We start from the raw sequence: 25,467 nt of genomic DNA, 5'->3' as shown, positions 1-25,467 counted from the left end.
TTATTGATGTATATCAACAAGAATTATAAAACAAGTTAATTACATTTGCACCACTTAATAAACAATTAAAAAATTTTACAATGAAAAAAATATTCTTATTGGCGGTTTTAGCTAGTGGATTAGCATTCGGACAAACAAAAAAAGTAACAAGCTCTGATGTGCACTGGTGGGGTTATAAAGTAGCAAAAACTGAATCTAGTTCTCATGACGGAACAGTGAAAGTGAAGTCTGGAAATATGGTGATGAAAGGTAATGAGCTCGTGGGTGGAGAATTTGTTTTAGACATGACTTCTATCAATGCAACAGACCTTTCTGGTGAATACCAAGGAAAATTAAATGGTCACCTTAAAAACGGAGATTTCTTCGAAGTAGAAAAATTCCCTACGGCAACTTTCAAAATCACATCGGTAAAGAAAAACAGTGATAAAGTTTACAACAAGCTTGTAACCGGAAATCTTACGGTAAAAGGAAAAACAAGTGCGGTTTCTTTCCCTGCAAAAGTTTCTTATGCAAACGGAGTGGTAAGTTTAGAGTCTAATAAATTCTCTTGGGACAGACAAAAATTTGACGTTGCTTACAAGTCTGCAATGAAAGATGTTTTTGTGAAAGATGAGATCGATATGACCGTAAAGGTGAGCGCTAAATAATTTATTCAAAAAAATATTGTTAAAAGTGTAGAAGTTCTACACTTTTTTTTATTTTTGTTGAATTGTAAATAAAAAATAATGAAAAGATTACTATTGTTTGTTATGATGTGTGCAAGCATATCATTTGTTTTTGCTCAAAAGAAAGGAGATAAAATTTCAAAAGTGATAACATCCGAGATAAAATGGTGGGGACACAAAGTGGTAAAAACAAAGCCTACTTCTCATTACGGAAGCTTAAAGCTGAAAAGTGGTAAGTTTACTTTTGATAAAACAGTTTTGGTAGACGGTGAATTTGTGATTGATATGAGAAGTCTTATCGTTGCAGATCTTTCAGGAGATGATCAGGTAAAACTGACAAATGAACTAAAAGGAACAAACTTTTTTGAAGTAAAAAAATTCCCTACAGCTAAATTTCACTTAAAGAAAATTATTCCTTTGGCGAATAGTGAGTACAATTCTACCATCGTAGGTGATATTACCATCAAAGGAATCAGAAAGACAATTTCTTTCCCTGCAAACGCACATATCACGCAATTTACAGTTGAAATTGAGTCTTCGAAATTTTCTTTGAACAGAAAAGATTTCAAAATTTTCTATCAGAATTCTTTGAAAGACTATTTCATCAAAGACGAAATGGATATTCAGTTTAAGCTTTCTACTCAAAAAGTTGATAACGAAAGACCTTTGTAAGGTTAAAATTCTTATAAAAATGAGGGGCTGCTTTTAAATAAGCGGTCCTTTTTTTATTTTAGCTTAAAAAACAGAAGCAAGTGAAAATATATGTAGTGAGTGGTCTTGGTGCCGATTTTAAGGTTTTGGAACGTCTTCAGTTTCCAAAAGATCATGAAGTGGTTTTTATTGATTGGCTAATTCCGGATAATGATGAATCCTTCAGTTCGTATGTGACAAGAATGGCTGAAAAAATCGATGATTCCGAACCGTTTTATCTTTTAGGGTATTCTTTTGGTGGAATTATGGTTCAGGAAATTAACCTGTTAAAGCCTGCAGAAAAAGTAGTAATCTTAGGAAGTATAAAATCTGATAAAGAAAAATCGAGATTAATAAAGATGGGAGAGATTACTAAAATTCCCAAATATATTCCTGTGAATTTTTTCAACCTTAAAACTTTAGAGACCTATTCGGTTTTCAGAAAATTCTTTGATCCAAAAAATCCGAAAGTTAATCAGTATTTCAGAGTTACCGATCCTTATTATCTGAAATGGTCTGTTCAGCGCATAACAGAATGGAGATTTGAACAAAAAAATAATGTGATTCAAATTTTGGGAGATCGTGATATTGTTTTTCCTTTAAAAAATTCTAAACCGGATTATATCATAAAAGGCGGAACTCATCTTTTTCCCGCAACTAAATACAAGGAAGTTTCATTACTTTTAAATAAGATTTTTATTTAATTTTATATTTTTGTGTTAATTTTACAGGGGTTTGTGTCTGGAAATAGTGTTTTTTGTGAAATTTATTTTTAATTTTGATGGGGTTAAAAATAAAATTTATGAAAGTTGGTTTAAAATGGAAGGTTTCATTCGTTATTATCTGCATCGTTGCAATCGGTGGTTTATTCTTCAGACCGGATGTTGACATTCCCAATACCGGAAATTTTCTCAGTGAAAAAGAAATTGTAGGATCAGATGTAGCCTGGATTCTTGCAGCGGCGGGTTTAGTCTTGTTAATGACACCAGGTTTGTCATTCTTTTATGGCGGAATGGTTGGCAAGAAAAACGTAATTTCTACAATGCTTCAGAGTTTTATCGCTTTGGGAGTGATTTCAATTTTGTGGATTGTCGTTGGTTTTTCGCTTTCTTTTGGTGAATCTATCGGTTTTGAAATCGATGGAGTTCATTACGGAATCATCGGGAATCCTTTTACCTATCCTTTTTTTAATCATGTAAGCGTTTATCCGCATAAAGCAATGGCATCAACAATACCGTTTGTTTTATTTGCTTTATTTCAGATGAAATTTGCGGTGATTACACCGGCTTTGATTACGGGTTCGTTTGCGGAAAGAGTTCGTTTTATTTCTTACCTCGTTTTCATGGTTCTTTTCAGTCTGTTCATTTATACACCGCTTTGTCACATGGTTTGGCATCCTGAAGGGCTCTTGAATAAATTTTTCGGTGTTAAAGATTTTGCAGGGGGAACAGTCGTTCACATGAGTGGAGGCTTTGCAGCTTTGGCAGGAGCAATTGTTTTAGGACGAAGGAAAAATCCGCATCATGAACCATCAAATATTCCTTACGTTATTCTTGGAACGGGAATGCTTTGGTTTGGATGGTTTGGTTTTAATGCAGGTTCAGCTTTAAGCGCCAATGCAACGGCAGCAATAGCTTTTGGTACAACAACGATCGCTTCGGCCTCCGCAATGATGACCTGGATTTTTTTCGATAGAATAAACGGTCGTAAAGTTTCAGCTTTGGGAGCCTGTATTGGTGCGGTGGTCGGTTTGGTTGCGATTACGCCCGGTTGCGGTTTCGTTTCGATTCAGGAGAGTATTTTTATAGGATTTATTTCTGCCATTGTTTCTAATATCATGGTCAACTGGAATGCTTTAAAAAAGATTGATGATACGCTTGATGTTTTTGCCTGTCATGGAGTAGGAGGTATTATGGGAATGATTCTCACGGCAATTTTTGCGCATGGTGAAAATGCGAGTCTTCTTCATGGCGGATTCGGAGTTTTTATACATCATATGATTGCACTGATTCTGGTTTCAATTTTTGCATTTTTCGGATCTATGCTTTTATATAAAATTACAGATAAGATTATCACATTGAGGGTGAAAGAAGATTCCGAAGATTTGGGTCTTGATGTTTCTCAACATGGAGAAAGTTTGAAATGGTGATTTATTTCTCGCAGACGTAGTAGATTTTAAAATTTGTGAGAAAATAAAAATATTAAAAAAAGAAATTGATCGATGTAATGTTGCGCTCCGTAGGAGCGCAATGTTCGTTTATTATTGTTTACTACAAAGGTGCCGCTCCTACGGAGCGGACCAAAAAATCACAATTATTATGATAAATTATTCCTTTCATTCTAAGATATTTTCAATGTATATTTGTTTTTCTTCAAAATGGAAAATATAAATGGAGTCAATATCTGTATTTGAGATCATTAAAGTAGGAATAGGACCTTCAAGTTCCCATACAATGGGGCCTTGGAATGCAGCTTCGGCATTTATCAGGATTCTGAATCGTGAAAGGTCTGTGGCAGAAGTAAAAGAAGTTTTTCTGGAATTCTTTGGCTCACTAGCAAAAACGGGGATCGGCCATGGAACTGATATTGCAGGAATGTTGGGTCTAAATGGTGAAGATTTTAAAACCATTGATACCACGAAGATTGATGAAATTGTCGATCGAATTAAAGAAAGTCAGATCATCAACCTTGGAGGTGAGAAAGAAATACCTTTCGTTTACGGTCATCATCTGGTTCTGAATATGTCTGAAACTTTAGATTATCATCCGAACGGGATGATCTTTAAGGCTGTTTTTGAAGACGGTACAGAGCTTGTACAGGATTTTTATTCTGTAGGAGGTGGTTTTATCATGAGTCAGGAGAAAAAATCGATTGAGAAGCATTGCGTTCGTACTTTATATCCTTGTCATCATGGTTCGGATATTTTGAAATATTGCGAAAAATTAAATTTGAATAAAATTTCAGATTTAATTTTGATGAATGAGGAAAGCTGGAGAACACAGGAAGAAACAAGAGAGGAAGCGCTTTACATTTGGGAACAGATTAAAGAGTGTATTTATAAAGGTGTAAATAAAGAAGGAATTCTTCCGGGTGGACTGAACGTTACAAGACGTGCCGCAGGAATCAACAGAAAACTTTTAGGCGATAAAATTTATAAAAATAAAGACGAATGGTTTAAGCTGGTGGTTGATGCTGAAGAAAATTTCACCAATATTAATAAATGGATTTCGTGTTTTGCCTTAGCGGTGAATGAAGAAAATGCAAGCTTCGGAAGGATTATTACTGCTCCTACCAATGGAGCAAGTGGAGTAATTCCAGCGGTTTTGATGTATTCTCAGGCTTTTACTGATGCAATTACTGAAGATGATATTGCAAGATTTATTTTGGTAGCAGGAGAAATAGGAACTTTATTTAAGAAAAATGCAACCATTTCTGCGGCAATGGGCGGTTGTCAGGCGGAAGTCGGAGTTTCTTCGGCAATGGCTGCAGCTGGTTTAACGGAAATTCTGGGTGGAAGTGTTGGTCAGGTTTTGATGGCGGCAGAAATTGCAATGGAGCATCATTTAGGCTTAACCTGTGATCCGATCAAAGGTCTTGTGCAAATTCCTTGTATAGAAAGAAATACCATGGGAGCAATTAAGGCAATTACTGCAGCAAATATTGCTCTGGAAAGCGATCCGGCAAAAGCGAAAGTAACTTTGGATGAGGTGATCCAGACCATGTGGGAAACCGCTTTATCGATGAATGACAGATTCAAGGAAACTTCAGAAGGCGGATTAGCTATTGCGGTAAATGTAGCAGAATGTTAAAATAAAAGATTAAGAGCTTTAAATAAAAATGTCCTGGTGTTTTCTTGTAAACATCAGGACATTTTATTAAAAAGATACGGACGTTTCAGTAAAAACGTCCGCATCTTTTTATCAGAAATTTTATTTCTTGCTAAAAACAAGATTATTTCCGTTTTGGATGAGGGTGAGCTGTTTCTTTTCCGGAGAAAAAATAATTTCTACTCCCGCATTATCATATTTAAATTTATTACCCTCGACAAATTCTAAAGGAAATGACGGTTGACCGGTTAATTGGGCAAAAAGATTTTCGTCATTAATGGAAATTTTAAAATCCATATTTATTTCTTCGGAATGATAGTTTCCTTCATATTTTTTCAATTCATTTACCGAAAGATTTTTAATTTCTGCAAACTTCGGGTATTCATATTCGTGATCATACATAAGGCTTACAATTCCAATAAATAACTTGTTGTGAGAAAATTTCTCACCATTTACAACTATTGCAACCGAATATTTTTCAGTGGGACTGTAAGAAACAAGTGAGTGTGTTCCTGTGGTATCGCCCCCGTGTCCGTAGGAGATTTTATTATAAAAAGGAACTTTCATCATCCCCAATCCAAAATCATCTCCATCTTTTGGTAACATTTTTTGAAGGGTTTCTTTTTTAACAAATTTATAATTGAATAAGGCATTAATGAATAAATTCATATCCTGCATTGTAGAAGTAATATCTCCTAAGCCGATACAGTTGTGAAAGTCAAAATCCTTTGCTTCGATCCATTTTCCGGAAGTATTTTCGTACGATTTAAAAATATTTTTAGGATTATCAAGCACTGAAAAAGTGTTCTTCATATTGGCTTTGTCGGTAATGTTTTCTTTAAGTAAAATATTGTACGGTTTTTTAGTCACCTTTTCTAAAATTCTGCTTAAAAGATAATATCCCGAATTTGAATATCTTACTTTTTCTCCTGGTTGAAATTCAACACCATGTTTTTTAATGGTATCTAAAATAGCTTTATCTCCAACAGATTTCTCAAGCAGCCATCCTCCGACATAATCTCCTAATCCGCTTGTGTGATTCATCATTTGTTCTAAAGTAATTTTATCGGCATTTGGTACATCAGGATAATATTTTGAAAGTTTGTCATTCAGGTTTAATTTTCCTTTTTCTTCAAGCTGCATCAGCATCACCGCTGTTACCAATTTGCTGATAGATCCGATCTGGTAACCTGTTTCGGAGTTCCATTTTACATGAGTCAGTTGCTCTTGACCGAAGTTTTTCTGATAAATTTCTTTTCCGTCTTTAAAAATCGCTACACTTCCGACGTTCTGTTTGTTTTTAGCAATATAATTTAAAAAATCATCAATTTTTGCGGTGTTAATTTCACTTTTGCCTAGATCTTTTGTGATGACAATATCTTTAGTTTTAGACTTTTCTTTGCCATCATTTTTATAAAGATTTAATGGAAAAGACTTTGACCTCTGTGTGAAAGTTCCTTCAAAATGATCGGCCTTAAATTGACCTTTGTAAGATGCGTCAAGATTTTTCATTTCGAAAACAAGCTCGTTATTGAGGAATTCGGTTTTATCTACAGGTATAATTTCATTTCCTTGTTTCGGACTTTGCGCTGTCGAAATATATTTGTTGTTTTCTTTGCTGACGTTTAGAATCAAAGGAAGTACAACTCCGCCTAAATCGAGTTCCCCTTTCCATGAGCCGGTTATTTCCTGAGCGTGAAAAATCTGCGCTAATACGGTTAGTACGAATAATAGTTTGGTTTTCATGTATTTAAAATTTTTAGATTAAAATATAATCTGGCTTACGATTGTAATTAAAAGCGTTATGAATGCAAATAATACAATATGTTGCCATTTTTTGATGTTGGTCGCAGTTTTAAAACCGTTATAATAAAGAACAATACTATAAATCAAAAGAATTAAAGAAATAAACCCTCCGAAGGTCAGTAAAGTCATATCCCAAAACTGAATTTTTTCTGGAGTTGCTATGTTGTCAGAAAGATTTTCTATGGCTTTTTTGTAAAATGGTAATCCGTTGATAGGAATCATGATCATCAAAGGAATCTGAGAAATCAATAAGGTGTTCAGGATATCTATAAATCTTGTTCTGCCATTAAGGATCTTTCCTAAAATAAAAATGATCACAATCGCCATAAGATAACTTAAGCTGTTTACTTTTACAACTTCCCAGATTTCCTGATTTTCTTCAAGACTTGAATAGTGAAAAATGCTGTCATTAATACTGTCTGCGTAATAAGAACCAAAAATATTGAATATAAAAAAGAGTATCCCGATAACTAAAAGTTTCTTGTCGTCAAACTTCAAAAAAGGATTAAAGATGGTTTTCCAGTTCATGCTTTTATTTTTTTAATTGATCGATTTTTTGAATGAGGTCATCCATCTTATTTCTCATTGTAGGGTATGAGAGTTCGGCCTGCTTCGCCATTTCTTTTATACTTCCGCTGGAAAGGAAGAAATTGAGAATAAAATCCTGCTCTTCTCTGTTAAGTTTCAGAAAAACGGGAAGTTCATAATCGCCATTTACGTTGGTTCCGCAATCGGGGCATTTCATCTGGCTCACATTGAGCGTGTGATCACAACTTGGACAAATTATAGGAAGTTTCATTGAATTTAATTTTTACAAATGTAATATTTATTTTAATAAAGTTAAAATATTTTTTAATAAAGTTAAAATTTATCTTGTTTTAAATTTTTATAAACTATTCACAATTGATAGATAAACTATTTGCCACACTGATTAAAATCTATATTTTTGCGCGAAACTTTTATCATGAAAAAAATACTTACATTATCTGTTATACTGCTCTCTTTAATGACTTATTCTCAGATTAATATTCCTGCGACTTCTCCAAAAGGAACGCTTACAACCCAAACCAATCAGAAAATTGAATATAAAAACCTGAAATATGAAAAAGGAAAGGTTATTTATATTAATGCAAATACCAATCAGGAAGAATTTTTATATGATAATTCATTGAAAAGCATTCAGGAAGATGGTGGAGCGGTGGTTTCTGCATCTGGTGAAAATACTGAAGCAGCTGTAAGCATTGTAGAAAAGCCGGAAAATGTGAAGCTGACTTCCAAAAAAGATATTAAAAACTATCTGCTTCAGCAAAATAATGTAGAATACAAAAGAGGACGAACCCTGAATAATGTAGGAACGGCTTTCGTTGTAGGCGGAGCTGCCTGTTTCGTGGCAGGCGGAATTTCCAATCTTTCTTCTGCCAACAAAACGTATGCTTACGGAGAAGAACCAAAAGGATCTCCGGTTCCGTTAATCATTGGTTTGATCGGAGCCGGAGCCGGAGTCGTATTGAAACTGATGGGACATTCTCAAATGAAAAATGCAGTAGAAAGCTACAAAAATGCAGATTCAAGAAAGTTTACCCCGACCTATTACGTTCTGAATAATAAAAACGGAGTAGGATTCATGATGAAGTTTTAAAATTTTTATTTTAAAATTCCACGGATTCTGTTGGCGTTTGTAATCAGCTCTTCCAGATATTCAAAATTGTCTTTTTCCAAAGCAGATTTGAATTTTCTGAGCTGGGAAATATGTTCATTCAGAACGTCCAGAACATTTTCTTTGTTTTGTTTAAAAATCGGAACCCACATTTCTGGATGAGATTTCGCCAGACGAACCGTGCTCGAAAAACCTGAACTCGCTAACTGAAAAATTGTGTCTTCTTCTTTTTCTTTTTCCAAAACCGTGTTGGCTAAAGCATAAGAAGTGATGTGTGAAATGTGCGAAATATAAGCGGTGTGAACGTCATGATCTGCTGCATTCATATAAATAGGATGCATTTCAAGATTTTTAACAATGTTTTCTACAATCTGTAAAGCGTCTTCAGCAGATTCTTCATGGTTGCAGATCACACCTGCTTTTCCTGAAAAACTTTCGGCAACAGCCGATTTCGGTCCATGATTTTCTGTTCCCCACATCGGATGGAAAGCTACAAATCGATTTCTTTTTGAATGATCTTTTACCGAATTTACAATTCCGGATTTGGTCGAACCAACATCCATGACGGTTTGCTGATCTGAAATTAAATCCAAAACTTCAGGTAAAATTTTTCTCGCCGAATCTACAGGAATGGCAATAATAATAACATCTGAATTTTTAATTCCGGTTTCAAAATCTGCTTTTTCGTTGATGATATTCAAAGCTAAAGCTTCATTGAGGTTTTCAATATTGTTGTCGATTCCGTAAATGAAATCTGCTGCTTTTTTCTGTTTTAATTTTAATGCAATCGAACCACCGATTAATCCTACACCAATAATACTTATTTTCATATGTATATTTTATTATTTTTTATAAGTCATTTGCAATCGCCAAATAATCACTTGTGGATGTCTGTTCAAATTAAAGTTGGCGATTTCATTTCATTTAAATTTTAAAAATAAAAAACCCCGCCCAAGGACGAGGTTTTAATTTATCTATACAAGAAATCCTTATCCCAAAACTGAGTTAAAAATTCCGTAATAATATGTCTTGTTTGTAATCACAAAGCGAATGTAAGAATTTTTTTGAAAATATTATAAATTATTGAATGGTAATTTAACCTCAGTTTGGGATAAACTAGAGATTCAAAATACAATAAGGTGTTTTTTAACACTATAGTTCGCTAGGCAATATAAAATAAGTTTCTTATTATTTTTGTTCGCAAAGGCGTTTCACTCAGCTAAGGCTTTTGCTATCATTTGCTGAATGAAATGCCCTTGCGAACGATAGATTTATAGCAAGAAAATTTAAAAACCTTGCGCACATTGCGTTTAATGAATTTAATCTAACTTACTTAATTCAAATTCAGGTTAGATTAATTTAAATTGAACAATGTAAATCATTTACTAAGCGCTTAAATTAATTTTATTGATTCTTAAAAAATCTTACAATTTTATTTTCTGAATGGTTTTAAGAATTTAATTTTAGCATACAAATCCCGAAAGAAAATATTCCTATTTTCATATATTTGTTCATTATTCAAAATATGGAGGCAACACAAGATAAAAGGCTTTTTCTCATTGATGCATATGCAATGATTTTCAGAGGGTATTACGCATTGATTAGAAGTCCGAGAATTACAAGTTCGGGGATTGATACATCAGCAATTTTTGGTTTTACCAATTCTTTGATTGAATTAATCAGGAGAGAAAGACCTACCCATTTGGCGGTGGTTTTTGATGTCGGACAGGCAAGTGTAAGAACCAATGATTACACAGAATATAAAGCCAACCGAAGTGAAACTCCGGAAGCGATTACGATTGCTATTCCATACATTCACAGAATTTTACAGGCGATGCATATTCCGTATTTGGGTGTAGAAGGTTATGAAGCAGATGATGTGATCGGAACGATTGCCTGCAAAGCCGAAAAAGAAGGTTACACGACTTTTATGGTCACTCCAGATAAAGATTTTGCTCAGTTGGTTACCGACAAAATTAAAATGTATAAGCCTGGATTGAAGGGTGGAGATATTGAGATTTTAGGCGTTGAAGAAGTAAAAGCCAAATACGAAATTGAAGATCCGAAACAGGTAATCGATTTCTTAGCCATGATGGGTGATGCGATAGATAATATCCCGGGATTGGATGGTGTCGGAGAAAAAACGGCGATGAAATTCCTGAAAGAATTCGGAAGTATTGAAAATCTTTTAGCCAATACCGACCAACTGAAAGGTAAATTAAAAGAAAAAGTAGAAGCATCGGCAGAACGTGGAATTTTATCTAAAAAACTAGCCACCATTATCTGTGATGCTCCCATCGAATTTCATCAGGAACAGTATGATCTTGAAACTCCTGATTTTGAAAAGGTAAAAGAGGTTTTCGACGAAATCGAATTCAGAAGATTATATGAAAATCTATACAGAGCTTTTGCTCCGACAGAAACAATTTCGGTAAAAACTACGGTTGTTTCTCAGGATGGCGTAACCGCCCAGGTTACAGAAACTCCACAACAGAGGGTTGCTAAAAACGTTGGTCAGCTTGATTTGTTTGCGACGTATGAAGAACTCGATCAGGCAACTTCGACAAAATCTACGATTGCAGAAAACGATCATTTATATCAGTTTGTAGACAATCCGAAAGCACAGAAAATTTTGGTTCAGAATTTACTGAAACAACAAGCGGTTTGTTTTGATACGGAAACTACGTCTTTAAACGAAATGGAAGCCGAATTGGTCGGAATGAGTTTCTCTTATAAAAAAGGTTTGGCGTATTATGTTCCGCTTTCTGAAGATCAGGGCGAAGTTTTGCAGACTTTGGAAATTTTCAGGCCATTCTTCGAAAAGGAAGATTTAGTAAAAATTGCTCATAATCTTAAATACGATTATAAAGTTCTTCAGCAATACAATATCACGGTAAAAGGGGCGATGTTCGATACAATGATCGCACATTACCTTCTCAATCCTGATGGAAGACACGGAATGGATTATCTTTCTGAAGTTTATTTAGGCTACAAACCAGTTTCTATTGAAACAATTATCGGGAAGAAAGGTAAAAACCAGGGAAATTTCAGAGATGCAGATTTAAGAACACAGACAGATTATGCAGCAGAAGATGCAGATGTTACTTTTCAGTTGTATGAATTGTTTGCACCTCAATTGAAGAAAGAAAATCTTGAAGATCTTTTCTTTAACATTGAAATGCCGTTGATGGAAGTTTTGGCTAAAATGGAACTGGCTGGAATTTCCTTAGATGAAAAATGGCTTGCTCAGGAAAGCATTGATTTGGAAAACGATTTAAGACAATTAGAATCAAAAATATTTGAAATTTCGGGCGAAGAATTTAATATGAATTCTCCGAGACAGTTGGGAGATATTTTGTTTGAAAAGATGCAGCTCGATCCGAAAGCTAAGAAAACAAAAACAGGACAGTATGCAACTTCCGAAGATGTATTGCAGAAGTTGTCTTCAAAACACGAAATTATTCAGCACATCTTAGAATATAGAACGTATCAGAAACTAAAGTCGACCTATGTTGATGCATTGCCATCGCAGATTGATAAAGATGATAACCGTGTTCATACCAATTTCTCACAGACAACGGCTGCAACAGGTCGTTTGGCGAGTGTAAATCCGAATTTGCAGAATATACCGATCCGTACGTTGAGAGGACAGCAGATTCGTGGAGCGTTTGTTTCAGGCGACGGAAAGAAAATTATTTCTGCCGATTATTCACAAATTGAATTGCGTTTAATTGCTGAAATTTCCGGTGAAGATAATATGATTAAAGCATTTCAGGACGGTGAAGATATTCACGCTTCTACGGCGGCAAAATTATTTAAAATTCCGTTGGAAGAGGTTTCCAAAACGCAGAGAAGTCAGGCAAAAACTGTCAACTTTGGAATTTTATATGGTCAGGGAGCTTTTGCTTTAGCAGAACAGACAGGTTTGTCGAGATCAGAAGCAAAGCAGATGATCGAAGCGTATTACGAAACCTATCCGAAATTGAAAGAATACATGGCTTCACAAGTACAGATAGCCCGTGAACAGGGTTATGTTGAAACCATTTTGGGTAGAAAACGACATTTGAAAGACATTAATTCCGGAAATTTTGTAGTACGTGCACATGCGGAAAGAAACGCTGTGAATGCTCCAATTCAGGGAAGTGCGGCAGATGTTGTAAAAATGGCGATGATTAAAATTGATAAAGAACTGGAAGCGCAAAATCTTCAGACAAAAATGCTTCTTCAGGTACATGACGAATTGCTGTTTGAAGCTCCGATCGAAGAAATTGAAATTGCTACAAATTTGATCAAAAAAGAAATGGAAAGCGCAATTGAAACACGGGTTCCGTTATTGGTTGAGGTGGGAGTAGGGAACAACTGGCTGGAAGCGCATTAAAATGGGAATTAATATGACTAAGCATTTTATAAAACTATTTTGTATACTTTCTTTCTGTTTTGCTACTGCGCAGAATATAACATATTTTGATGAAAACTGGAAAGAAACCAATAAGAAAAATGCGAGCTTTTACAGAACCTTAAAGAGCAGTCAGGGATTATTTGAAATAAACGATTACTATGTTGGTGGTAATATTCAGTTTAAAGGATTTGCTTCCAATAGCGTCGAACCTTTTGTCTACAACGGATTGTTAACATGGTACTATATAAACGGAAATATTGAAAGTAAGGCTAACTTTAAAGACGGAATTCAAAACGGGCTTTATGAAAAGTTCTATGATAATGGTAAATTAGATAATACGGTAATGTACCTCAATGGCAAAAGAGATGGATTATATAGAGAATATTATAATTCTGGCGAGCTTCAGGGAAAAATGACTTACATTAACGGAAAAAAAGAAGGTCAATCTATAGAATATTACAAAGACGGAAAGGAAAAATTTGTTCGCAATTTTAAGAATGATTCCTTAGATGGGAAATTTTCGGCTTATTGGGAAAATGGAAATCTTAAAGCTGATGGATTTTATGTGAATGGTGTTTTTCAAAATAAGTATACAGAATATTTTGAAGATGGAAAAATAGCTGCTACAAGTAATATTGTTAACGGAAAAATGGATGGAGAATATCTAATCTATTTTGATGATGGTAAACTTAAAACCCTCATTACCAATAAAGATGGAGTTATGAATGGCAAATACGAAGTTTATAACAGAAGCGGAAATCTTTTTAATAAAGGAAATGCAGTGAACGGTTATCAGGAAGGTGAATGTTTTGACTATTACTACGAAGGAGAGCTCAGGAAAAAGTATTTTATCAAAAATAAAAATGTTGACGGCAAATATTATGAATATTTCCGCGATAAAAAGGTTTCAACAGAAGGAGAATTTAAAGATGGTAAAGCTTTAACATACAATTCGACTTCTTTACGAAAAGAAAAAGGCAAAACAGTTTCTGCAGAAATGACTATTAAAAATGATGTAGAAAACTGGAAATTTTATAATGATAAAATTTTAGTGGTAGAAGCATTTTATAAAGAGGGACTTAAAACAGGATTGTGGAAAATTTATTCAAAAAATACAGGAAAACTTTTGCAGACCAGAGATTATAAAAATAACCAAAAAGATGGTGAGCAATATCTTCAAACCATTAGGACTGAAAATTTTGATCCTTTTCTTTTTCTGTCAGATAGGTTTATGTTGAAGCAGTCTATTTTAGATGATAATTCAAATGATGTTCTGATTAATATTATACAAAATGAAGATGTCAATGTTTTGATATCCTCATTGTAGAATTAATTTCATGATGGAATGATATTATCACAGTATCATTTGATTACTATCATTTCAATATTCAAACTCAATTCCTCCAACATAAGTTAAAGAAAAATCATCAGTTTCTACAGATTTTGGTTTTGGAATTTGTCCCTGACTTACAAAAACTAATGAATTGATGTCAAATTTAAAATTCATTTCATTCAGTCTGTTGAATAAAACCGGAAGCCACTGTTCGGCAAAAGAATACTCTGAAAAATGCTGAATGCTTTGTTCAAAACCGTATTCCATTAAATCCTGATCAAACCAAATGGTGTCCTGAGATTCTGCAAATTTTGAAATATAGTTGTCATCAGATTCTTCTTCAATGTAGTAATTCTCATCTTCTTCCACAAACTGAAAAAAATCTTCTTCCGTTCTGAAATTTCCTACCCAAAAGTCTAAAACCTGTCTATCCATACTTTTAATTTAAAATTCAAAGTTTAATATTGAAATTTGAAAAACAAAGGTATGATAATAGTTTATTTATTCAAAAGTAATTTGGTTTGCGTTATTTCAAAATTTATTTTCAAAAGAAGATAGAAAAACTTTTAATTCTGTTATTTTTTCTGTGATCTCATCATAATAATCAATGTACCAAAGAATAATCTCTCTGTCATCTGAATCTCTTGCTATATTAATAACTATATTACTTGTAGTATAAAGATTAAAATATATTTCTCTAACAGTATCAGTTTGAAAGAGTTCATATTTAATATTTTCTAAATCAAAATAAGTATCGGACTGCATAATTTCATTAAGAAATATGACAACATCTTTTAACTGATTGTCAGAAATCCAAAAAATATATTGATTCATTTTCATAGTTTTAAACTTTTAAAACCCCTCTAAAAGCTCTCGCCGCATAATAAGAATCGGCTCCGTTGTGATATACAAAAACGGTGTTGTAGCGACGGTCACAAAATAAAGCACCGCCTAGTTCTCTGATGTCTTTCGGAGTTTTAATCCAGCTTGAAGTTTTCAGATCAAATTTTCCTAAGCTTTGTAAATAACGGTATTGCTCTTCAGAAAGAATTTCTACACCCATTTCTTTGGCAGCCGTTATTACATCATTCTGTGGTTTATGTTCTTTTCGTGCATCCAGAGCTTCACGGTCGTAGCAAAAACTTCGTCTGCCTTTCGGAGTTTCAGCGGAACAGTCGAAGAACAGATATTCATCATTTTTTTCATCATAATCAACAACATCTGGTTCACCGCCGGAAATTTCCATCTGATCAATTGACCATAATTTTGAAAGATTTGAAATAAGCTTTTCTTCAATTTTTGACCAATCCAGTTTTTCGTGACGGTTCATATTTTTCTCAAAACGTTTTCTGAGGATCTTTAAAAGTTCAGTACTTTCTTCTGTCGAAATTTGTTTTTTTGCTGACATTTTCTTTGAGTTAAATGAATTTTAAGGTTAATTAAAAAATTCTATTTCTTATAACTATTATATTTTAAGCTCTCGCAGATTTTGCAGATCACGCTGATTTAATTTTGTATTTAAAATCTGCGAAATTTGCAAAATCTGCCAGAAAAAATAATTTATAAATAATGATTTTTCACAGAACTCGCTTTTCTTTTTCACTTTCAAGAATCGTTTTCTCAAGGCGCGAAAGCTGAGTTTTTTCCTGTTTGGCACTCATAATCCAGTGAATCATCACTTTTTTGTATGACGGCGCCTGCTTTTCAAAATATTCCCAGGCTTTTTTATTGGCCTTAAATTGTTTTTCATAATCTGGATTAAGCCATGAGGGTTCTTTTTCATGGGAGTAAATTCCGGATTTATCTTCTTTTCTCAGTTTAAATGCTTCTAAACCTGCTTTCTGCATCAATCCGGCTTTAGTAAGCTCTTCAATTTTTTTGATATTAATCACGCTCCAAATACTGTCTTTTTTACGCGGCGTAAAACGGATGGTGTAACTTTCTTCATCAATCGATTTTCTCACACCATCAATCCAGCCGAAACATAAAGCTTGATCCACAGATTCAGACCAGCTCATGGATGGCTTTTTTGTTTTGACTTTATAAAATCCCACTAATAACTCTTTTTCGGTTTGATGGTTTTTCTCAAGCCAGTTTCTGAAATCTTGGGGTGTTGGGAAGAATGTTGGAGGCATTTAATTTCTTTATAATTTTATAAATCTAATAATTTTTTTGAGTTTTTAAATCTTCAAAAATTTTTATTTCTTCTGAATTCAAATTCTGCAATCTAATTGTACGTTTACCCGAAACCAAAAAAGGTGGATAATATATAAAATCTACACTGTATTTATTGATGATTATTTCCCGAAGTAATTGTGGTGATCGTGTAAATTTTCGATTCGAGTTTGAAAAAATAAGATTAATACTCCGGATTGGAATGACGTAAAAACTTCTTGGAAAAATAAAAATAGAGTTTTCGTTAATCAGAATCTCGAAATTACACCATTGAACTTTCTGTCGTAAAAGTCCATTGCTGTCGATAATAAGACCTTTTATATTTTTTATTTTATGGGAATTGGGTTGTTTGTAGTTTTTAATAATGTCATTTTTTTTAACAGTAAAAAAAACTGCGGATATAATTAGACCTGTAATAGCCAAGGGAAGTAAATAAGTTAGAATATCATTCATCTTTTAAAGAATATTTTATACAGTATAATTGGATTATTATTTTAAAGTAAAAATATAAATAAATTCTTCCTAAAATGAATTAATGAATCTTGATGCTTGATAAGTAAAGGGTTATTCTGTTATCTATATTTTAAATCATTATCATTAAATATTTTCTTATCTTTTTTGAATCCGTAAATTTGTAAGATGTTCTGAATTTCAGAGCATGAAAAAATGAAATATGACTGACAAAACATACAGCGAAACACATCATACCGACAAAAATAATTACGATTATATCACCATTACCAACGACGAAAACAAAGTAAGAATCTATACCCTGAAAAACGGTTTGAGCGTTTTTCTAGCCCAAAATTTCGATGCACCGAGAATTCAGACTTTTATTCCGGTGAGAACAGGAAGTAACAACGATCCTTCTGATAATACAGGTTTAGCGCATTATCTTGAGCATATGATGTTTAAAGGAACATCAAAATTAGGAACTCATAATTGGGAGAAAGAAAAGGTTCTTCTGGAACAGATTTCAGATTTATATGAACAACACAAAGCCGAAAAAAATCCCGAACTGAAAAAAGAAATCTATAAAAAAATAGACGAAATTTCTCAGGAAGCAAGCCAATATGCGATTGCCAATGAATACGATAAAGCGATTTCATCTTTGGGAGCAACCGGAACAAATGCACATACTTGGTTCGACGAAACGGTTTACAAAAATAATATTCCCAACAATGAGCTTGAAAAATGGCTGAAAATTGAGAAAGAACGTTTCTCAGAAATGGTTTTAAGGCTTTTCCATACGGAGCTGGAATCGGTTTATGAAGAATTCAACAGAGCACAGGATAATGATTCACGCTTGGTGAATTATGAATTGATGGATGCGCTTTTCCCGACTCATCCAAACGGTCAGCAAACGACTTTAGGAGATCCGGAACATTTGAAAAATCCTTCTATGAAGGCGATTCACAAATATTTTGATGAATATTATGTTCCTAATAATTATGCAATGGTTTTGGTGGGAGATTTAGATTTTGAAGAGACGGTTGTTTTAATCGATAAATACTTCGGAACTATTCCATACCGAGAATTGCCGAAGAAAGATTTAATTATAGAAAAACCACAGACTGAAGTTGTTGAAAGAACACTAAAAAGTCCTACAACACCAAGAATTCAGTTAGCGTGGAGAACTGATAGTTATGGAACAAAAGAAGCCATGTTGGCAGATATTACAGCCAATATTTTAAGCAATAGGGGAGAAGCCGGATTATTAGATTTAAATATCAATCAGACGCAAAAAATGCTTTGGGCTCAAGCGTATTCTTTAGGTTTGAAACAGTACGGATATTTTTCAGTAGTTGCCGTTCCGAAAGAAAACCAGACTTTACCAGAAGCCAAAGAAATGATTTTGGAACAGTTGGAATTATTGAAAAAAGGAGATTTCCCGGACTGGATGCTTCCTGCGATTATCAATGATTTCAAATTGCAAAGATTGAAAGGTCTGGAAACCGCAGAAGGTTTAGCTACCAATCTTTATGATACTTATATTAAAGGAAGAACCTGGAAAGAAGAGCTGAGTGAAATGGATGAATATGCTTCGTTCACCAAACAGGATGTGATTGATTTTGCAAATGTTTTTTTCAAAGATAATTATGTGGTTATCAATAAAGAAAAAGGGATTAATGATAAATTATTGCGTGTTGATAATCCGGGAATTACACCCATCAAAATCAACCGTGAAGCACAATCTGAATTTTTGCAGGAAATTTTAAATGATAAAACAGAAGATATTCAGCCTGAATTTATTGATTATCATAAAGAAATTAAAACGGATTTGGTTCGAAATAAAAAGTTGAGTTTTGTTAAAAATAAATACAATGAATTAGCTCAGGTTCATTTTATTTTTCCCTTGGGAAGCGACCACGACAGAGATTTAGGAATTTCTACACAGATTTTGCAGTATTTGGGAACAGATCAATTCTCGCCTGAAGATTTGAAGAAAGAGTTTTTCAAAATCGGAGTTACCAATGATTTTAAAACCACTTCAGATCAATTAACAATTTCATTAAGCGGCTTGGAATCTAATCTCGAAAAAGGTATTTCTCTTTTGCAACACTGGATGTCTGATGTAAAACCGGATCAGGAAATTTACAATCAGTTTGTAGAAACACTTTTGGAAAACCGTGATGCAGTAAAAAAAGACAAAAACCGTATCATGACGGCTTTAACGACGTATACAAAGCTTGGTAAAACGTCAAGGTTTTTGGATGTTATTTCTAAGGAAAAGCTTGAAAGTGCAAAAGTGAAAGAATTTACGGATCGAATGAAAAAGCTTTTCAGCTTTCCGTATCAGATTTTCTTTTACGGAAAAGATTTTCATGGCTTTAAAAATTACATTCCAAATTACATTGTTGATGAAGTTTTTGCCATTCCTGAACCTAAAAAATATCCTGAACAGGAAATAACCGGAACCGTTTATTTTACCGATTATGATATGGTTCAGATGGAAATGAGTAAAGTTGGAAAAGGTCAAAACGTAAATCCTGAAAACTTTGGAAAAATTAATGTTTTTAATGAATATTTCGGTCGTGGTTTGTCGTCAATTGTCTTTCAGGAGATTCGAGAGAGCAAGAGTTTAGCGTATTCAGCTTATGTTTCTTATGCTCCGAATTCTGAACTGACGCATCCGGATTACATTACAACGTATATCGGAACCCAGCCTGATAAACTTCAAATTGCGGTTGATACGATGACGGAACTGATGAGTGAACTTCCTGAAGTTCCTGTCCAGTTTGAAAATGCTAAAAATGCGGCATTGAAACAGATTGCGTCTACAAGAATTACAAGAACCAATATTTTCTTTAATACATTACGTCTTAAGAAACTGGGAATTGATTATGATTTCAGAAAAGATATTTATCGTCAAATTGAAAACTTACAGTTTCATGATCTGAAAGAATTTTATCAGACCTCGATCAAACCTATTCATTTTAACACTGCTATTATCGGGAAAAAAGAAAACCTGAATATGGATGCAGTAAATGAAATGGGAAGCTTTCGGGAAGTAAGTAAGGAAGAGATTTTTGGATATTAATAAAAAAGCGGCAAAATTTTAAACTTGCCGCTTTTATTTTATGTAAATTTTCTATTTTACTATTTTCATCTCATCAATCAGCCATTTCGAATCGGCAAATTTATCAATGATGAAAAGGATGTATTTGGTATCAACCATGATGTTTCTGCTGAAACGCGGGTCGTAATTGATGTCGCTCATTGTTCCTTCCCACTGTCTGTCGAAGTTTAATCCGACAAGGTTTCCGTGTGCATCCAAAGCCGGACTTCCGGAGTTTCCTCCCGTCGTGTGGTTGGTTGCAGTGAATCCTACAGGAACATCTCCGCTTTTATCTTTATACATTCCGTAATCTTTCTTGTTGTAAAGATCAATCAGCTTTTGGGGAACATCAAATTCATAATCTCCCGGAACATATTTTTCAATCACTCCTGCCAAATGCGTCTGATAATCATAAGAAACAGCATCTCTCGGAGTAGAACCTTTTACTTTTCCGTACGTTACACGAAGTGTGGAATTCGCATCCGGGAAGAATTTTCGGTCTTTATCAGTAGACATTTGCTGTGCCATATAGGTTTTTTGCAGAACGTCGATTTTTGCCTGTAAACTTGTATATTGCGGATCAGCTGTTTTCATATACGTATCTTTAATCGTCATGAATAACTGATAAACAGGATCTTTTTTAATAGTTTTAATTAATTTATCCTGGTTAGAAAATGCCTTTTCAATATCTCCGTTAAGAGCTGCTCCGTTTACCTGATTTCTTCCTGTGATCACAGAGTTTTTAGACATTTCTTCAAAACTTATGATATTCTGAGCTTCATTTTTATATTTATCAAAACCTTCAGGTAAAAACTGAGGCGCAGTTTTGTTGGCGTATAATGCTAAAAGTTTAGCGGTAACTTTAGAATCCAGCTCGGCGCTGTAATCTTTGTAGAAAGAAGTAAGTTTCTTTTTAAAAGCAACTAATCCTTTTTCATCCATTTTCCCGGATTCTACAGAAGCGATATGGGTTGAATACATATTTGCCAGAGCAAATGATTCTGCATTTCTCACAACTTCAGTATAATATGCATTGTTCAAAGCAAATGGAGCCTGGTCATTGTATAATTTGTTCAATTGATCCAAAGTGGCTTTTACTTCATGATTTTTTGAAACCAAAGAACCTTCATACATTACTTTTTTCTGTACTGCATTCGATTTTTTCAAACCTTCCACTTCGCCGATCCATTTTTTCCAGTAATTGGCTACAGAAGCATACTTTGAAGCGTATTTTATTCTCGTTGCATCATCGGTACGCATTTTTTCGTCTAATGTTTTCAGAGCAACATCGCGCACGGCAATTCTTGCAGGATCAATTTCAGTCATGATCTTTTCCACTGCAATGGCAGGAAGATATTCCGTAGTTTTTCCCGGAAATCCGAAAACAAAAGTAAAATCGTTTTCTGTTTTATCTTTAATGGAAACCGGAAGATAATGCTTCGGAACGTACGGAACATTGTCTTTCGAATATTCTGCAGGTTTATTATTCTTATCGGCATAAATTCTGAACATCGAGAAATCTCCCGTATGTCTTGGCCAGACCCAGTTATCGGTATCCGATCCAAATTTCCCGATGCTTTGGGGTGGCGCTCCGACCAAACGAACATCTTTGTATGTTTCGATCACATAAGCATAATATTTATTGCCATAATACATGGGCTTTACCGTAATCGACTGATAACTTTCTGTTTTTTGAGAGTTTTTATAAATCTCAATATTGTTGGCAATTTTTTTTGCTAAATCCTGATCCTGAAGCTTGTCGGTTCCTTCCAGAATCTGATTGGTCACTTCTTTAATGTCTACGATAAAATCTACGGTAACTCCCGGATTAGGAAGTTCGGTTTCCATATTTTTAGCCCAAAAACCATTTGATAAAAGATCATTCTGAACGGTTGAGTGTGCCTGAATCTGTCCGTAACCGCAGTGATGATTGGTAAGTAATAATCCTTTCGGAGAGATGATTTCGGCTGTACAACCACCATTGAACTGTACCACTGCGTCTTTGATGCTCGGTTTTTGCGTATTAAAAATATCTTTTGCAGAGATTTTCATTCCGAGATCTTTCATTTCCTTTTCATTGAGTTCCGTAGGAATCCACATTCCACCGTACTGCTGCGCTATTCCTAAAGAAAAACTGAAGAATGCTGAAGCAATAAGAATATTACGTTTTATCATTATTTAAAAATTTTGCCTAAAAATACACATTTTAATTTTTTTAATAAAAGAAAAACCCTTTCTAAAATTTAAATTTAGAAAGGGTTTTCTGGGATTATCTTTTTTCAGCTTAAGATTAATAAAAGAATTTTAAAAATCTGTCGTACTGTAATTTGTATTTTATTTCATCAAATTTTGAAAAGTAAAAATTTCCATCACTTGTGTTTCCTTTTACTGGTCGCAAATTAACGCATTATTTATGAGCTAAAAAATGAACCTATGTTCATAAAAGCTGTTTTCTGATACGGCTCAAAGCTTGCGGAGTGATTCCGATGTAAGAAGCAATGTGTTTTAACGGAATTTCCTGAATGAATTTCGGGTATGCTTTTGCTAAATTTAAATAACGCTCTTCAGCAGTGTGCATTAATAGTGAGATTTCCCGCTGAGTTTTTTTTACATAAAGATTTTCTGCTGAAATTCTTCCCAGATAATTTCCCACTTTACTTCTTTCATACAATTCCTGAAGATCATCGTGATGAATTCTGTAAACAATTGTTTCCTGCACCGTTTTTACATTATATGCGCAAGGTTTTCTAGTGATGAAAGAATCATATGCGCTGCAAAACATATTTTCGGCAATAAAAGAAAAAGTAATTTCTTTGGAAGGCTCTGTAGGATGAACTTTATTGACAAAAAATCGAATGATGCCCTTGTCGATGAAATAAAGGTAATCTTCCACAGTTCCTTCTTTCAGAATCAATGTTTTCTTAGGGAAAGTTATTCTTTCAAATTTATTGACATGGTAAAGAGCCTCTTCCTGAGAAAGACCTTCGATCGATTTGTAAATATTGAGCAGTTTCTCCATAAAACCCTATGAATATTGATTTCCTGATACAAAAGTAAGACCGAATTGTTTTTTTTTAAAATTTTTATAGGAAAACATCAGGCTGTGTTTTAACGATGTTTGTTTAAAATTTAAATTAAATATCTTACTTGCGTTAAATTTAAAATAAAAAATATTAAAACTAATTAAAATTTTAAATTAAAGATCGTCGTTTGGAAAACTAATATGAAAAAGAAATGATTTTATCGTCATCCATCATCTGGTTGATAAAAGTTTCATGATGATTATTTTTGCCCGTTAGTCGCCATGTAGTTATAAGATTTTCCTTCGAAAACTGCTGTTTGATAATCATAGATTTTAGATTGCTGGCTTTAAATAAGGTTTCGCAGTATTTCAGGTCTTTTTTATCTGAAACTGTGATTCTGTATTCCCTGATTTTATGATTTTTATCGATGAAGTTCTGAAAATAAGTGAGTGAGCTGAGAATAAGCAGAACAAGAACAGTTCCCAGAAGAGAAAGATAAACGTAGCCGGAACCGACTGCCATTCCGATGGAAGCTGTAGCCCAGATTGTGGTTGCTGTGGTAATTCCGTCAATTTTATTATCACCTTTAAAAATAACACCGGCTCCAAGAAAACCGATTCCGGTAATGATATTTGCAGCCAGTCGATCAGGATCTTGAACTCCTATTTTTATAGAAAGAATGGTGAAAAGACAAGAACCGAAGCAAACGAGTATAAAAGTTCGTAAACCTGCAGATTTATTGCGGTATTCTCTTTCTGCACCGATGCAAAGACCCAGCAATACCGAAAAGAAAATCAGCAAAAGCTCGTTTTGTATGGAGTGATCTTTCAGGAAATCCATTGTAGAAATTTAATGAAATAAAAGTACGATAAATAGATTCTAAATCCAATTCAATTTTGAAGCCATTGTGCAGGCTTCAGTGGTATTCGAAACACGCATTTTTTCGAGAATATTCTGGCGGTGACGGTTGACTGTATTCACACTGATAAAAAGAAGTCCGGCAATTTCTTTGCTCTTTTTACCCAGCTGAATCATTTTAAGGATTTCTTTTTCCCGTAAAGAAAGAAAGTCAGAATTTTCAACTTCTGTATGACGGAAGATTTCTCCATCCGAATTATTGATAATCATTCCTGTATAATTTGCCGCCGGAAAAAAATCAAAATGATAAAGACAAAGGGCAAACTCTATATTTCGGTGATGCGCATCTGAAAAATAAAACATTTTGTGAATCAATGATTTCTGTTTTTCTAAAATTCGTAGTCGACTCACAACGCTATAATTTTTTCTTTTCTCAAACGGAATTGTTTTAATGAATTTGAAAAACTGGAGTTCCAGAATATGTTTTTGAAGAACATCATCTGCTTCCAGAACATCAAAAAGCTCGTCTTCCCAAATGCTTTCAATTTCAAGTGTATTTTTATTCTGAAAAATCTTCAGTTCTTCTGCAATTTTCCCTGAATAAACGTAGCTTTTGTTGTTTTTGAGGTCGCTCAGAATAGCAATTCCGTTTTCGAGTTCTACAAAATTTTTGGCCATGATCTGACATTTTTCCAGCTGCCGTTTTTCTGTTTCCGTTTCAGAAGCAAAATTTTGCTGAAGTAATTGATCGTTGAGGTCGGATCGGATGGGTTTCATTTGAAAATGGTTATTAATCAGTATTGGTTATCGAGTTTTGAGACTATACATTTGTAACGACATATGTAAAAGTACAATGAATAATCTGAACGAAAAAGAAAAAATGATGTCCGGTGAAATATATGATGCCGGTGATCCTGTTTTGGTGGAGGAGAGACAGAAATGTAAAGACTTATGTTTTGAATACAATCATCTTTTGCCTTCAAAGATTGAAGATAGAAAAAATATAATCAAAAGTCTGTTTGGAAAAACGACTGATAATTTCCATATCGAACAGCCTTTTTATTGTGATTACGGCTATAATATTGAAATTGGAGAAAATTTTTACACCAATCACAATGTGGTAATCCTCGACTGTGCAAAAGTAACTTTCGGAGACAATGTTTTTATTGCTCCCAACTGCGGTTTTTATACGGCGGGACATCCATTGGATGCTGAAAGAAGAAATAAAGGTCTGGAAGATGCAAAACCTATATCTGTTGGGAATAATGTTTGGATTGGCGGCGGATGCACGATTCTTCCCGGCGTTACGATAGGGGATAATACGGTTATCGGAGCAGGAAGCGTTGTTACAAAAGATATTCCGGCCAATGTTCTGGCTTTTGGGAATCCGTGTAAAGTTGTTCGTGAAATTTAGTTTTTTAATTCTTTCACAGATTAAGCGACTTAGAACATACGGTTGATTAGCTAAATCTTTG

The 25,467-nt window shown here is 34.1% G+C and carries 22 protein-coding genes; 10 read left to right on the top strand and 12 right to left on the bottom strand.

The window, feature by feature from the left end:
• Window positions 1–80 precede the first annotated feature (80 nt).
• The 5 genes from BM371_RS15175 to BM371_RS15155 all read left to right on the top strand — a co-directional run bounded on the left by BM371_RS15175 (window position 81) and on the right by BM371_RS15155 (window position 5,164).
• On the top strand, window positions 81–647 hold the full coding sequence (locus BM371_RS15175) for a YceI family protein (protein ID WP_034679366.1): 567 nt from the start codon (window positions 81–83) through the stop codon (window positions 645–647).
• 78 nt (window positions 648–725) lie between these two features.
• A complete protein-coding gene (locus BM371_RS15170) occupies window positions 726–1,337 on the top strand; it encodes a YceI family protein (RefSeq protein WP_051883050.1) in 612 nt (203 codons plus the stop codon).
• An 80-nt stretch (window positions 1,338–1,417) separates the two neighbouring features.
• A complete protein-coding gene (locus BM371_RS15165; RefSeq protein ID WP_034679367.1) occupies window positions 1,418–2,059 on the top strand; it encodes an alpha/beta hydrolase in 642 nt (213 codons plus the stop codon).
• 98 nt (window positions 2,060–2,157) lie between these two features.
• Entirely contained in the window at window positions 2,158–3,504 is a 1,347-nt protein-coding gene (locus BM371_RS15160; RefSeq protein WP_034679585.1) for an ammonium transporter, read from the top strand.
• Window positions 3,505–3,745: 241 nt separating this feature from the next.
• Window positions 3,746–5,164, top strand: a complete 1,419-nt coding sequence (locus BM371_RS15155; protein WP_034679369.1) for an L-serine ammonia-lyase — start codon at window positions 3,746–3,748, stop codon at window positions 5,162–5,164.
• Between the two features lie 120 nt (window positions 5,165–5,284).
• Here the strand turns inward: BM371_RS15155 and BM371_RS15150 are convergent, their stop codons facing one another.
• Genes BM371_RS15150 through BM371_RS15140 form a run of 3 tightly spaced genes read right to left on the bottom strand, consistent with a single transcriptional unit; the run spans window position 5,285 to window position 7,787 of the window.
• On the bottom strand, window positions 5,285–6,928 hold the full coding sequence (locus BM371_RS15150; RefSeq protein ID WP_051883052.1) for a serine hydrolase domain-containing protein: 1,644 nt from the start codon (window positions 6,926–6,928) through the stop codon (window positions 5,285–5,287).
• Window positions 6,929–6,946: 18 nt separating this feature from the next.
• Window positions 6,947–7,516, bottom strand: a complete 570-nt coding sequence (locus BM371_RS15145; RefSeq protein ID WP_034679371.1) for a Yip1 family protein — start codon at window positions 7,514–7,516, stop codon at window positions 6,947–6,949.
• Between the two features lie 4 nt (window positions 7,517–7,520).
• The gene (locus tag BM371_RS15140) at window positions 7,521–7,787 is read right to left on the bottom strand and encodes a DUF2089 family protein (protein ID WP_034679372.1); all 267 of its coding nucleotides are present in this window, start codon (window positions 7,785–7,787) and stop codon (window positions 7,521–7,523) included.
• 165 nt (window positions 7,788–7,952) lie between these two features.
• On the opposite strand from BM371_RS15140, the gene BM371_RS15135 reads away from it, so the two are divergent.
• The gene (locus BM371_RS15135) at window positions 7,953–8,627 is read left to right on the top strand and encodes a hypothetical protein (protein ID WP_034679374.1); all 675 of its coding nucleotides are present in this window, start codon (window positions 7,953–7,955) and stop codon (window positions 8,625–8,627) included.
• Between the two features lie 5 nt (window positions 8,628–8,632).
• Here the strand turns inward: BM371_RS15135 and BM371_RS15130 are convergent, their stop codons facing one another.
• Window positions 8,633–9,475, bottom strand: coding sequence for a prephenate dehydrogenase (locus BM371_RS15130; protein WP_034679375.1), 843 nt, complete (start codon window positions 9,473–9,475; stop codon window positions 8,633–8,635).
• A gap of 695 nt (window positions 9,476–10,170) precedes the next feature.
• On the opposite strand from BM371_RS15130, the gene polA reads away from it, so the two are divergent.
• Both polA and BM371_RS15120 read left to right on the top strand, forming a co-directional pair.
• Complete coding sequence (polA, locus tag BM371_RS15125; RefSeq protein WP_034679376.1) at window positions 10,171–13,023, top strand: DNA polymerase I; 2,853 nt, start codon at window positions 10,171–10,173, stop codon at window positions 13,021–13,023.
• 13 nt (window positions 13,024–13,036) lie between these two features.
• Window positions 13,037–14,371: a toxin-antitoxin system YwqK family antitoxin gene (locus tag BM371_RS15120; protein ID WP_165571801.1), complete on the top strand. Its 1,335-nt coding sequence runs from the start codon at window positions 13,037–13,039 to the stop codon at window positions 14,369–14,371.
• A 54-nt stretch (window positions 14,372–14,425) separates the two neighbouring features.
• Here the strand turns inward: BM371_RS15120 and BM371_RS15115 are convergent, their stop codons facing one another.
• The 4 genes from BM371_RS15115 to BM371_RS15100 form a co-directional block, all read right to left on the bottom strand.
• The gene (locus BM371_RS15115) at window positions 14,426–14,812 is read right to left on the bottom strand and encodes an immunity 22 family protein (RefSeq protein ID WP_034679380.1); all 387 of its coding nucleotides are present in this window, start codon (window positions 14,810–14,812) and stop codon (window positions 14,426–14,428) included.
• Between the two features lie 96 nt (window positions 14,813–14,908).
• Window positions 14,909–15,211: a hypothetical protein gene (locus BM371_RS15110; protein WP_131431017.1), complete on the bottom strand. Its 303-nt coding sequence runs from the start codon at window positions 15,209–15,211 to the stop codon at window positions 14,909–14,911.
• Between the two features lie 10 nt (window positions 15,212–15,221).
• Window positions 15,222–15,785 carry a DUF4256 domain-containing protein gene (locus tag BM371_RS15105; RefSeq protein WP_034679383.1) on the bottom strand — a complete coding sequence of 188 codons (564 nt, stop codon included), beginning with the start codon at window positions 15,783–15,785 and terminating at the stop codon, window positions 15,222–15,224.
• Window positions 15,786–15,954: 169 nt separating this feature from the next.
• The gene (locus tag BM371_RS15100) at window positions 15,955–16,512 is read right to left on the bottom strand and encodes a YdeI/OmpD-associated family protein (protein WP_034679385.1); all 558 of its coding nucleotides are present in this window, start codon (window positions 16,510–16,512) and stop codon (window positions 15,955–15,957) included.
• 713 nt (window positions 16,513–17,225) lie between these two features.
• Here BM371_RS15100 and BM371_RS15090 point away from each other — a divergent pair.
• Window positions 17,226–20,093 carry a M16 family metallopeptidase gene (locus BM371_RS15090; RefSeq protein ID WP_034679389.1) on the top strand — a complete coding sequence of 956 codons (2,868 nt, stop codon included), beginning with the start codon at window positions 17,226–17,228 and terminating at the stop codon, window positions 20,091–20,093.
• 51 nt (window positions 20,094–20,144) lie between these two features.
• Here the strand turns inward: BM371_RS15090 and BM371_RS15085 are convergent, their stop codons facing one another.
• From BM371_RS15085 to BM371_RS15070, 4 genes are all read right to left on the bottom strand, one after another.
• Entirely contained in the window at window positions 20,145–22,286 is a 2,142-nt protein-coding gene (locus BM371_RS15085; RefSeq protein ID WP_034679390.1) for a S46 family peptidase, read from the bottom strand.
• Between the two features lie 262 nt (window positions 22,287–22,548).
• A complete protein-coding gene (locus tag BM371_RS15080) occupies window positions 22,549–23,130 on the bottom strand; it encodes a Crp/Fnr family transcriptional regulator (protein WP_034679392.1) in 582 nt (193 codons plus the stop codon).
• Window positions 23,131–23,329: 199 nt separating this feature from the next.
• Window positions 23,330–23,974 carry an MgtC/SapB family protein gene (locus BM371_RS15075; RefSeq protein WP_034679394.1) on the bottom strand — a complete coding sequence of 215 codons (645 nt, stop codon included), beginning with the start codon at window positions 23,972–23,974 and terminating at the stop codon, window positions 23,330–23,332.
• A 39-nt stretch (window positions 23,975–24,013) separates the two neighbouring features.
• Window positions 24,014–24,769: a helix-turn-helix transcriptional regulator gene (locus BM371_RS15070; RefSeq protein WP_034679396.1), complete on the bottom strand. Its 756-nt coding sequence runs from the start codon at window positions 24,767–24,769 to the stop codon at window positions 24,014–24,016.
• 76 nt (window positions 24,770–24,845) lie between these two features.
• Between BM371_RS15070 and BM371_RS15065 the strand changes: the two genes are divergently transcribed.
• On the top strand, window positions 24,846–25,406 hold the full coding sequence (locus BM371_RS15065) for a sugar O-acetyltransferase (protein WP_034679398.1): 561 nt from the start codon (window positions 24,846–24,848) through the stop codon (window positions 25,404–25,406).
• Window positions 25,407–25,467 lie beyond the last annotated feature (61 nt).

Origin of the sequence: Chryseobacterium formosense, assembly GCF_900116415.1 — a bacterium.
Lineage (GTDB): Bacteria > Bacteroidota > Bacteroidia > Flavobacteriales > Weeksellaceae > Chryseobacterium > Chryseobacterium formosense.
This window is presented reverse-complemented; position numbering and strand designations above follow the sequence as displayed.

What these genes read in the sequence shown, in the direction of transcription:
- BM371_RS15150 (WP_051883052.1), bottom strand. Translation starts at nt 6,928, where the DNA reads ATGAAAACCAAACTATTATTCGTACTAACCGTATTAGCGCAGATTTTT.
- BM371_RS15090 (WP_034679389.1), top strand. Translation starts at nt 17,226, where the DNA reads ATGACTGACAAAACATACAGCGAAACACATCATACCGACAAAAATAAT.
- BM371_RS15085 (WP_034679390.1), bottom strand. Translation starts at nt 22,286, where the DNA reads ATGATAAAACGTAATATTCTTATTGCTTCAGCATTCTTCAGTTTTTCT.
- BM371_RS15120 (WP_165571801.1), top strand. Translation starts at nt 13,037, where the DNA reads ATGACTAAGCATTTTATAAAACTATTTTGTATACTTTCTTTCTGTTTT.
- BM371_RS15160 (WP_034679585.1), top strand. Translation starts at nt 2,158, where the DNA reads ATGAAAGTTGGTTTAAAATGGAAGGTTTCATTCGTTATTATCTGCATC.
- BM371_RS15115 (WP_034679380.1), bottom strand. Translation starts at nt 14,812, where the DNA reads ATGGATAGACAGGTTTTAGACTTTTGGGTAGGAAATTTCAGAACGGAA.
- BM371_RS15170 (WP_051883050.1), top strand. Translation starts at nt 726, where the DNA reads ATGAAAAGATTACTATTGTTTGTTATGATGTGTGCAAGCATATCATTT.
- BM371_RS15155 (WP_034679369.1), top strand. Translation starts at nt 3,746, where the DNA reads ATGGAGTCAATATCTGTATTTGAGATCATTAAAGTAGGAATAGGACCT.
- polA (WP_034679376.1), top strand. Translation starts at nt 10,171, where the DNA reads ATGGAGGCAACACAAGATAAAAGGCTTTTTCTCATTGATGCATATGCA.
- BM371_RS15110 (WP_131431017.1), bottom strand. Translation starts at nt 15,211, where the DNA reads ATGAATCAATATATTTTTTGGATTTCTGACAATCAGTTAAAAGATGTT.
- BM371_RS15145 (WP_034679371.1), bottom strand. Translation starts at nt 7,516, where the DNA reads ATGAACTGGAAAACCATCTTTAATCCTTTTTTGAAGTTTGACGACAAG.
- BM371_RS15070 (WP_034679396.1), bottom strand. Translation starts at nt 24,769, where the DNA reads ATGAAACCCATCCGATCCGACCTCAACGATCAATTACTTCAGCAAAAT.
- BM371_RS15100 (WP_034679385.1), bottom strand. Translation starts at nt 16,512, where the DNA reads ATGCCTCCAACATTCTTCCCAACACCCCAAGATTTCAGAAACTGGCTT.
- BM371_RS15140 (WP_034679372.1), bottom strand. Translation starts at nt 7,787, where the DNA reads ATGAAACTTCCTATAATTTGTCCAAGTTGTGATCACACGCTCAATGTG.
- BM371_RS15175 (WP_034679366.1), top strand. Translation starts at nt 81, where the DNA reads ATGAAAAAAATATTCTTATTGGCGGTTTTAGCTAGTGGATTAGCATTC.
- BM371_RS15105 (WP_034679383.1), bottom strand. Translation starts at nt 15,785, where the DNA reads ATGTCAGCAAAAAAACAAATTTCGACAGAAGAAAGTACTGAACTTTTA.
- BM371_RS15080 (WP_034679392.1), bottom strand. Translation starts at nt 23,130, where the DNA reads ATGGAGAAACTGCTCAATATTTACAAATCGATCGAAGGTCTTTCTCAG.
- BM371_RS15135 (WP_034679374.1), top strand. Translation starts at nt 7,953, where the DNA reads ATGAAAAAAATACTTACATTATCTGTTATACTGCTCTCTTTAATGACT.
- BM371_RS15130 (WP_034679375.1), bottom strand. Translation starts at nt 9,475, where the DNA reads ATGAAAATAAGTATTATTGGTGTAGGATTAATCGGTGGTTCGATTGCA.
- BM371_RS15075 (WP_034679394.1), bottom strand. Translation starts at nt 23,974, where the DNA reads ATGGATTTCCTGAAAGATCACTCCATACAAAACGAGCTTTTGCTGATT.
- BM371_RS15065 (WP_034679398.1), top strand. Translation starts at nt 24,846, where the DNA reads ATGAATAATCTGAACGAAAAAGAAAAAATGATGTCCGGTGAAATATAT.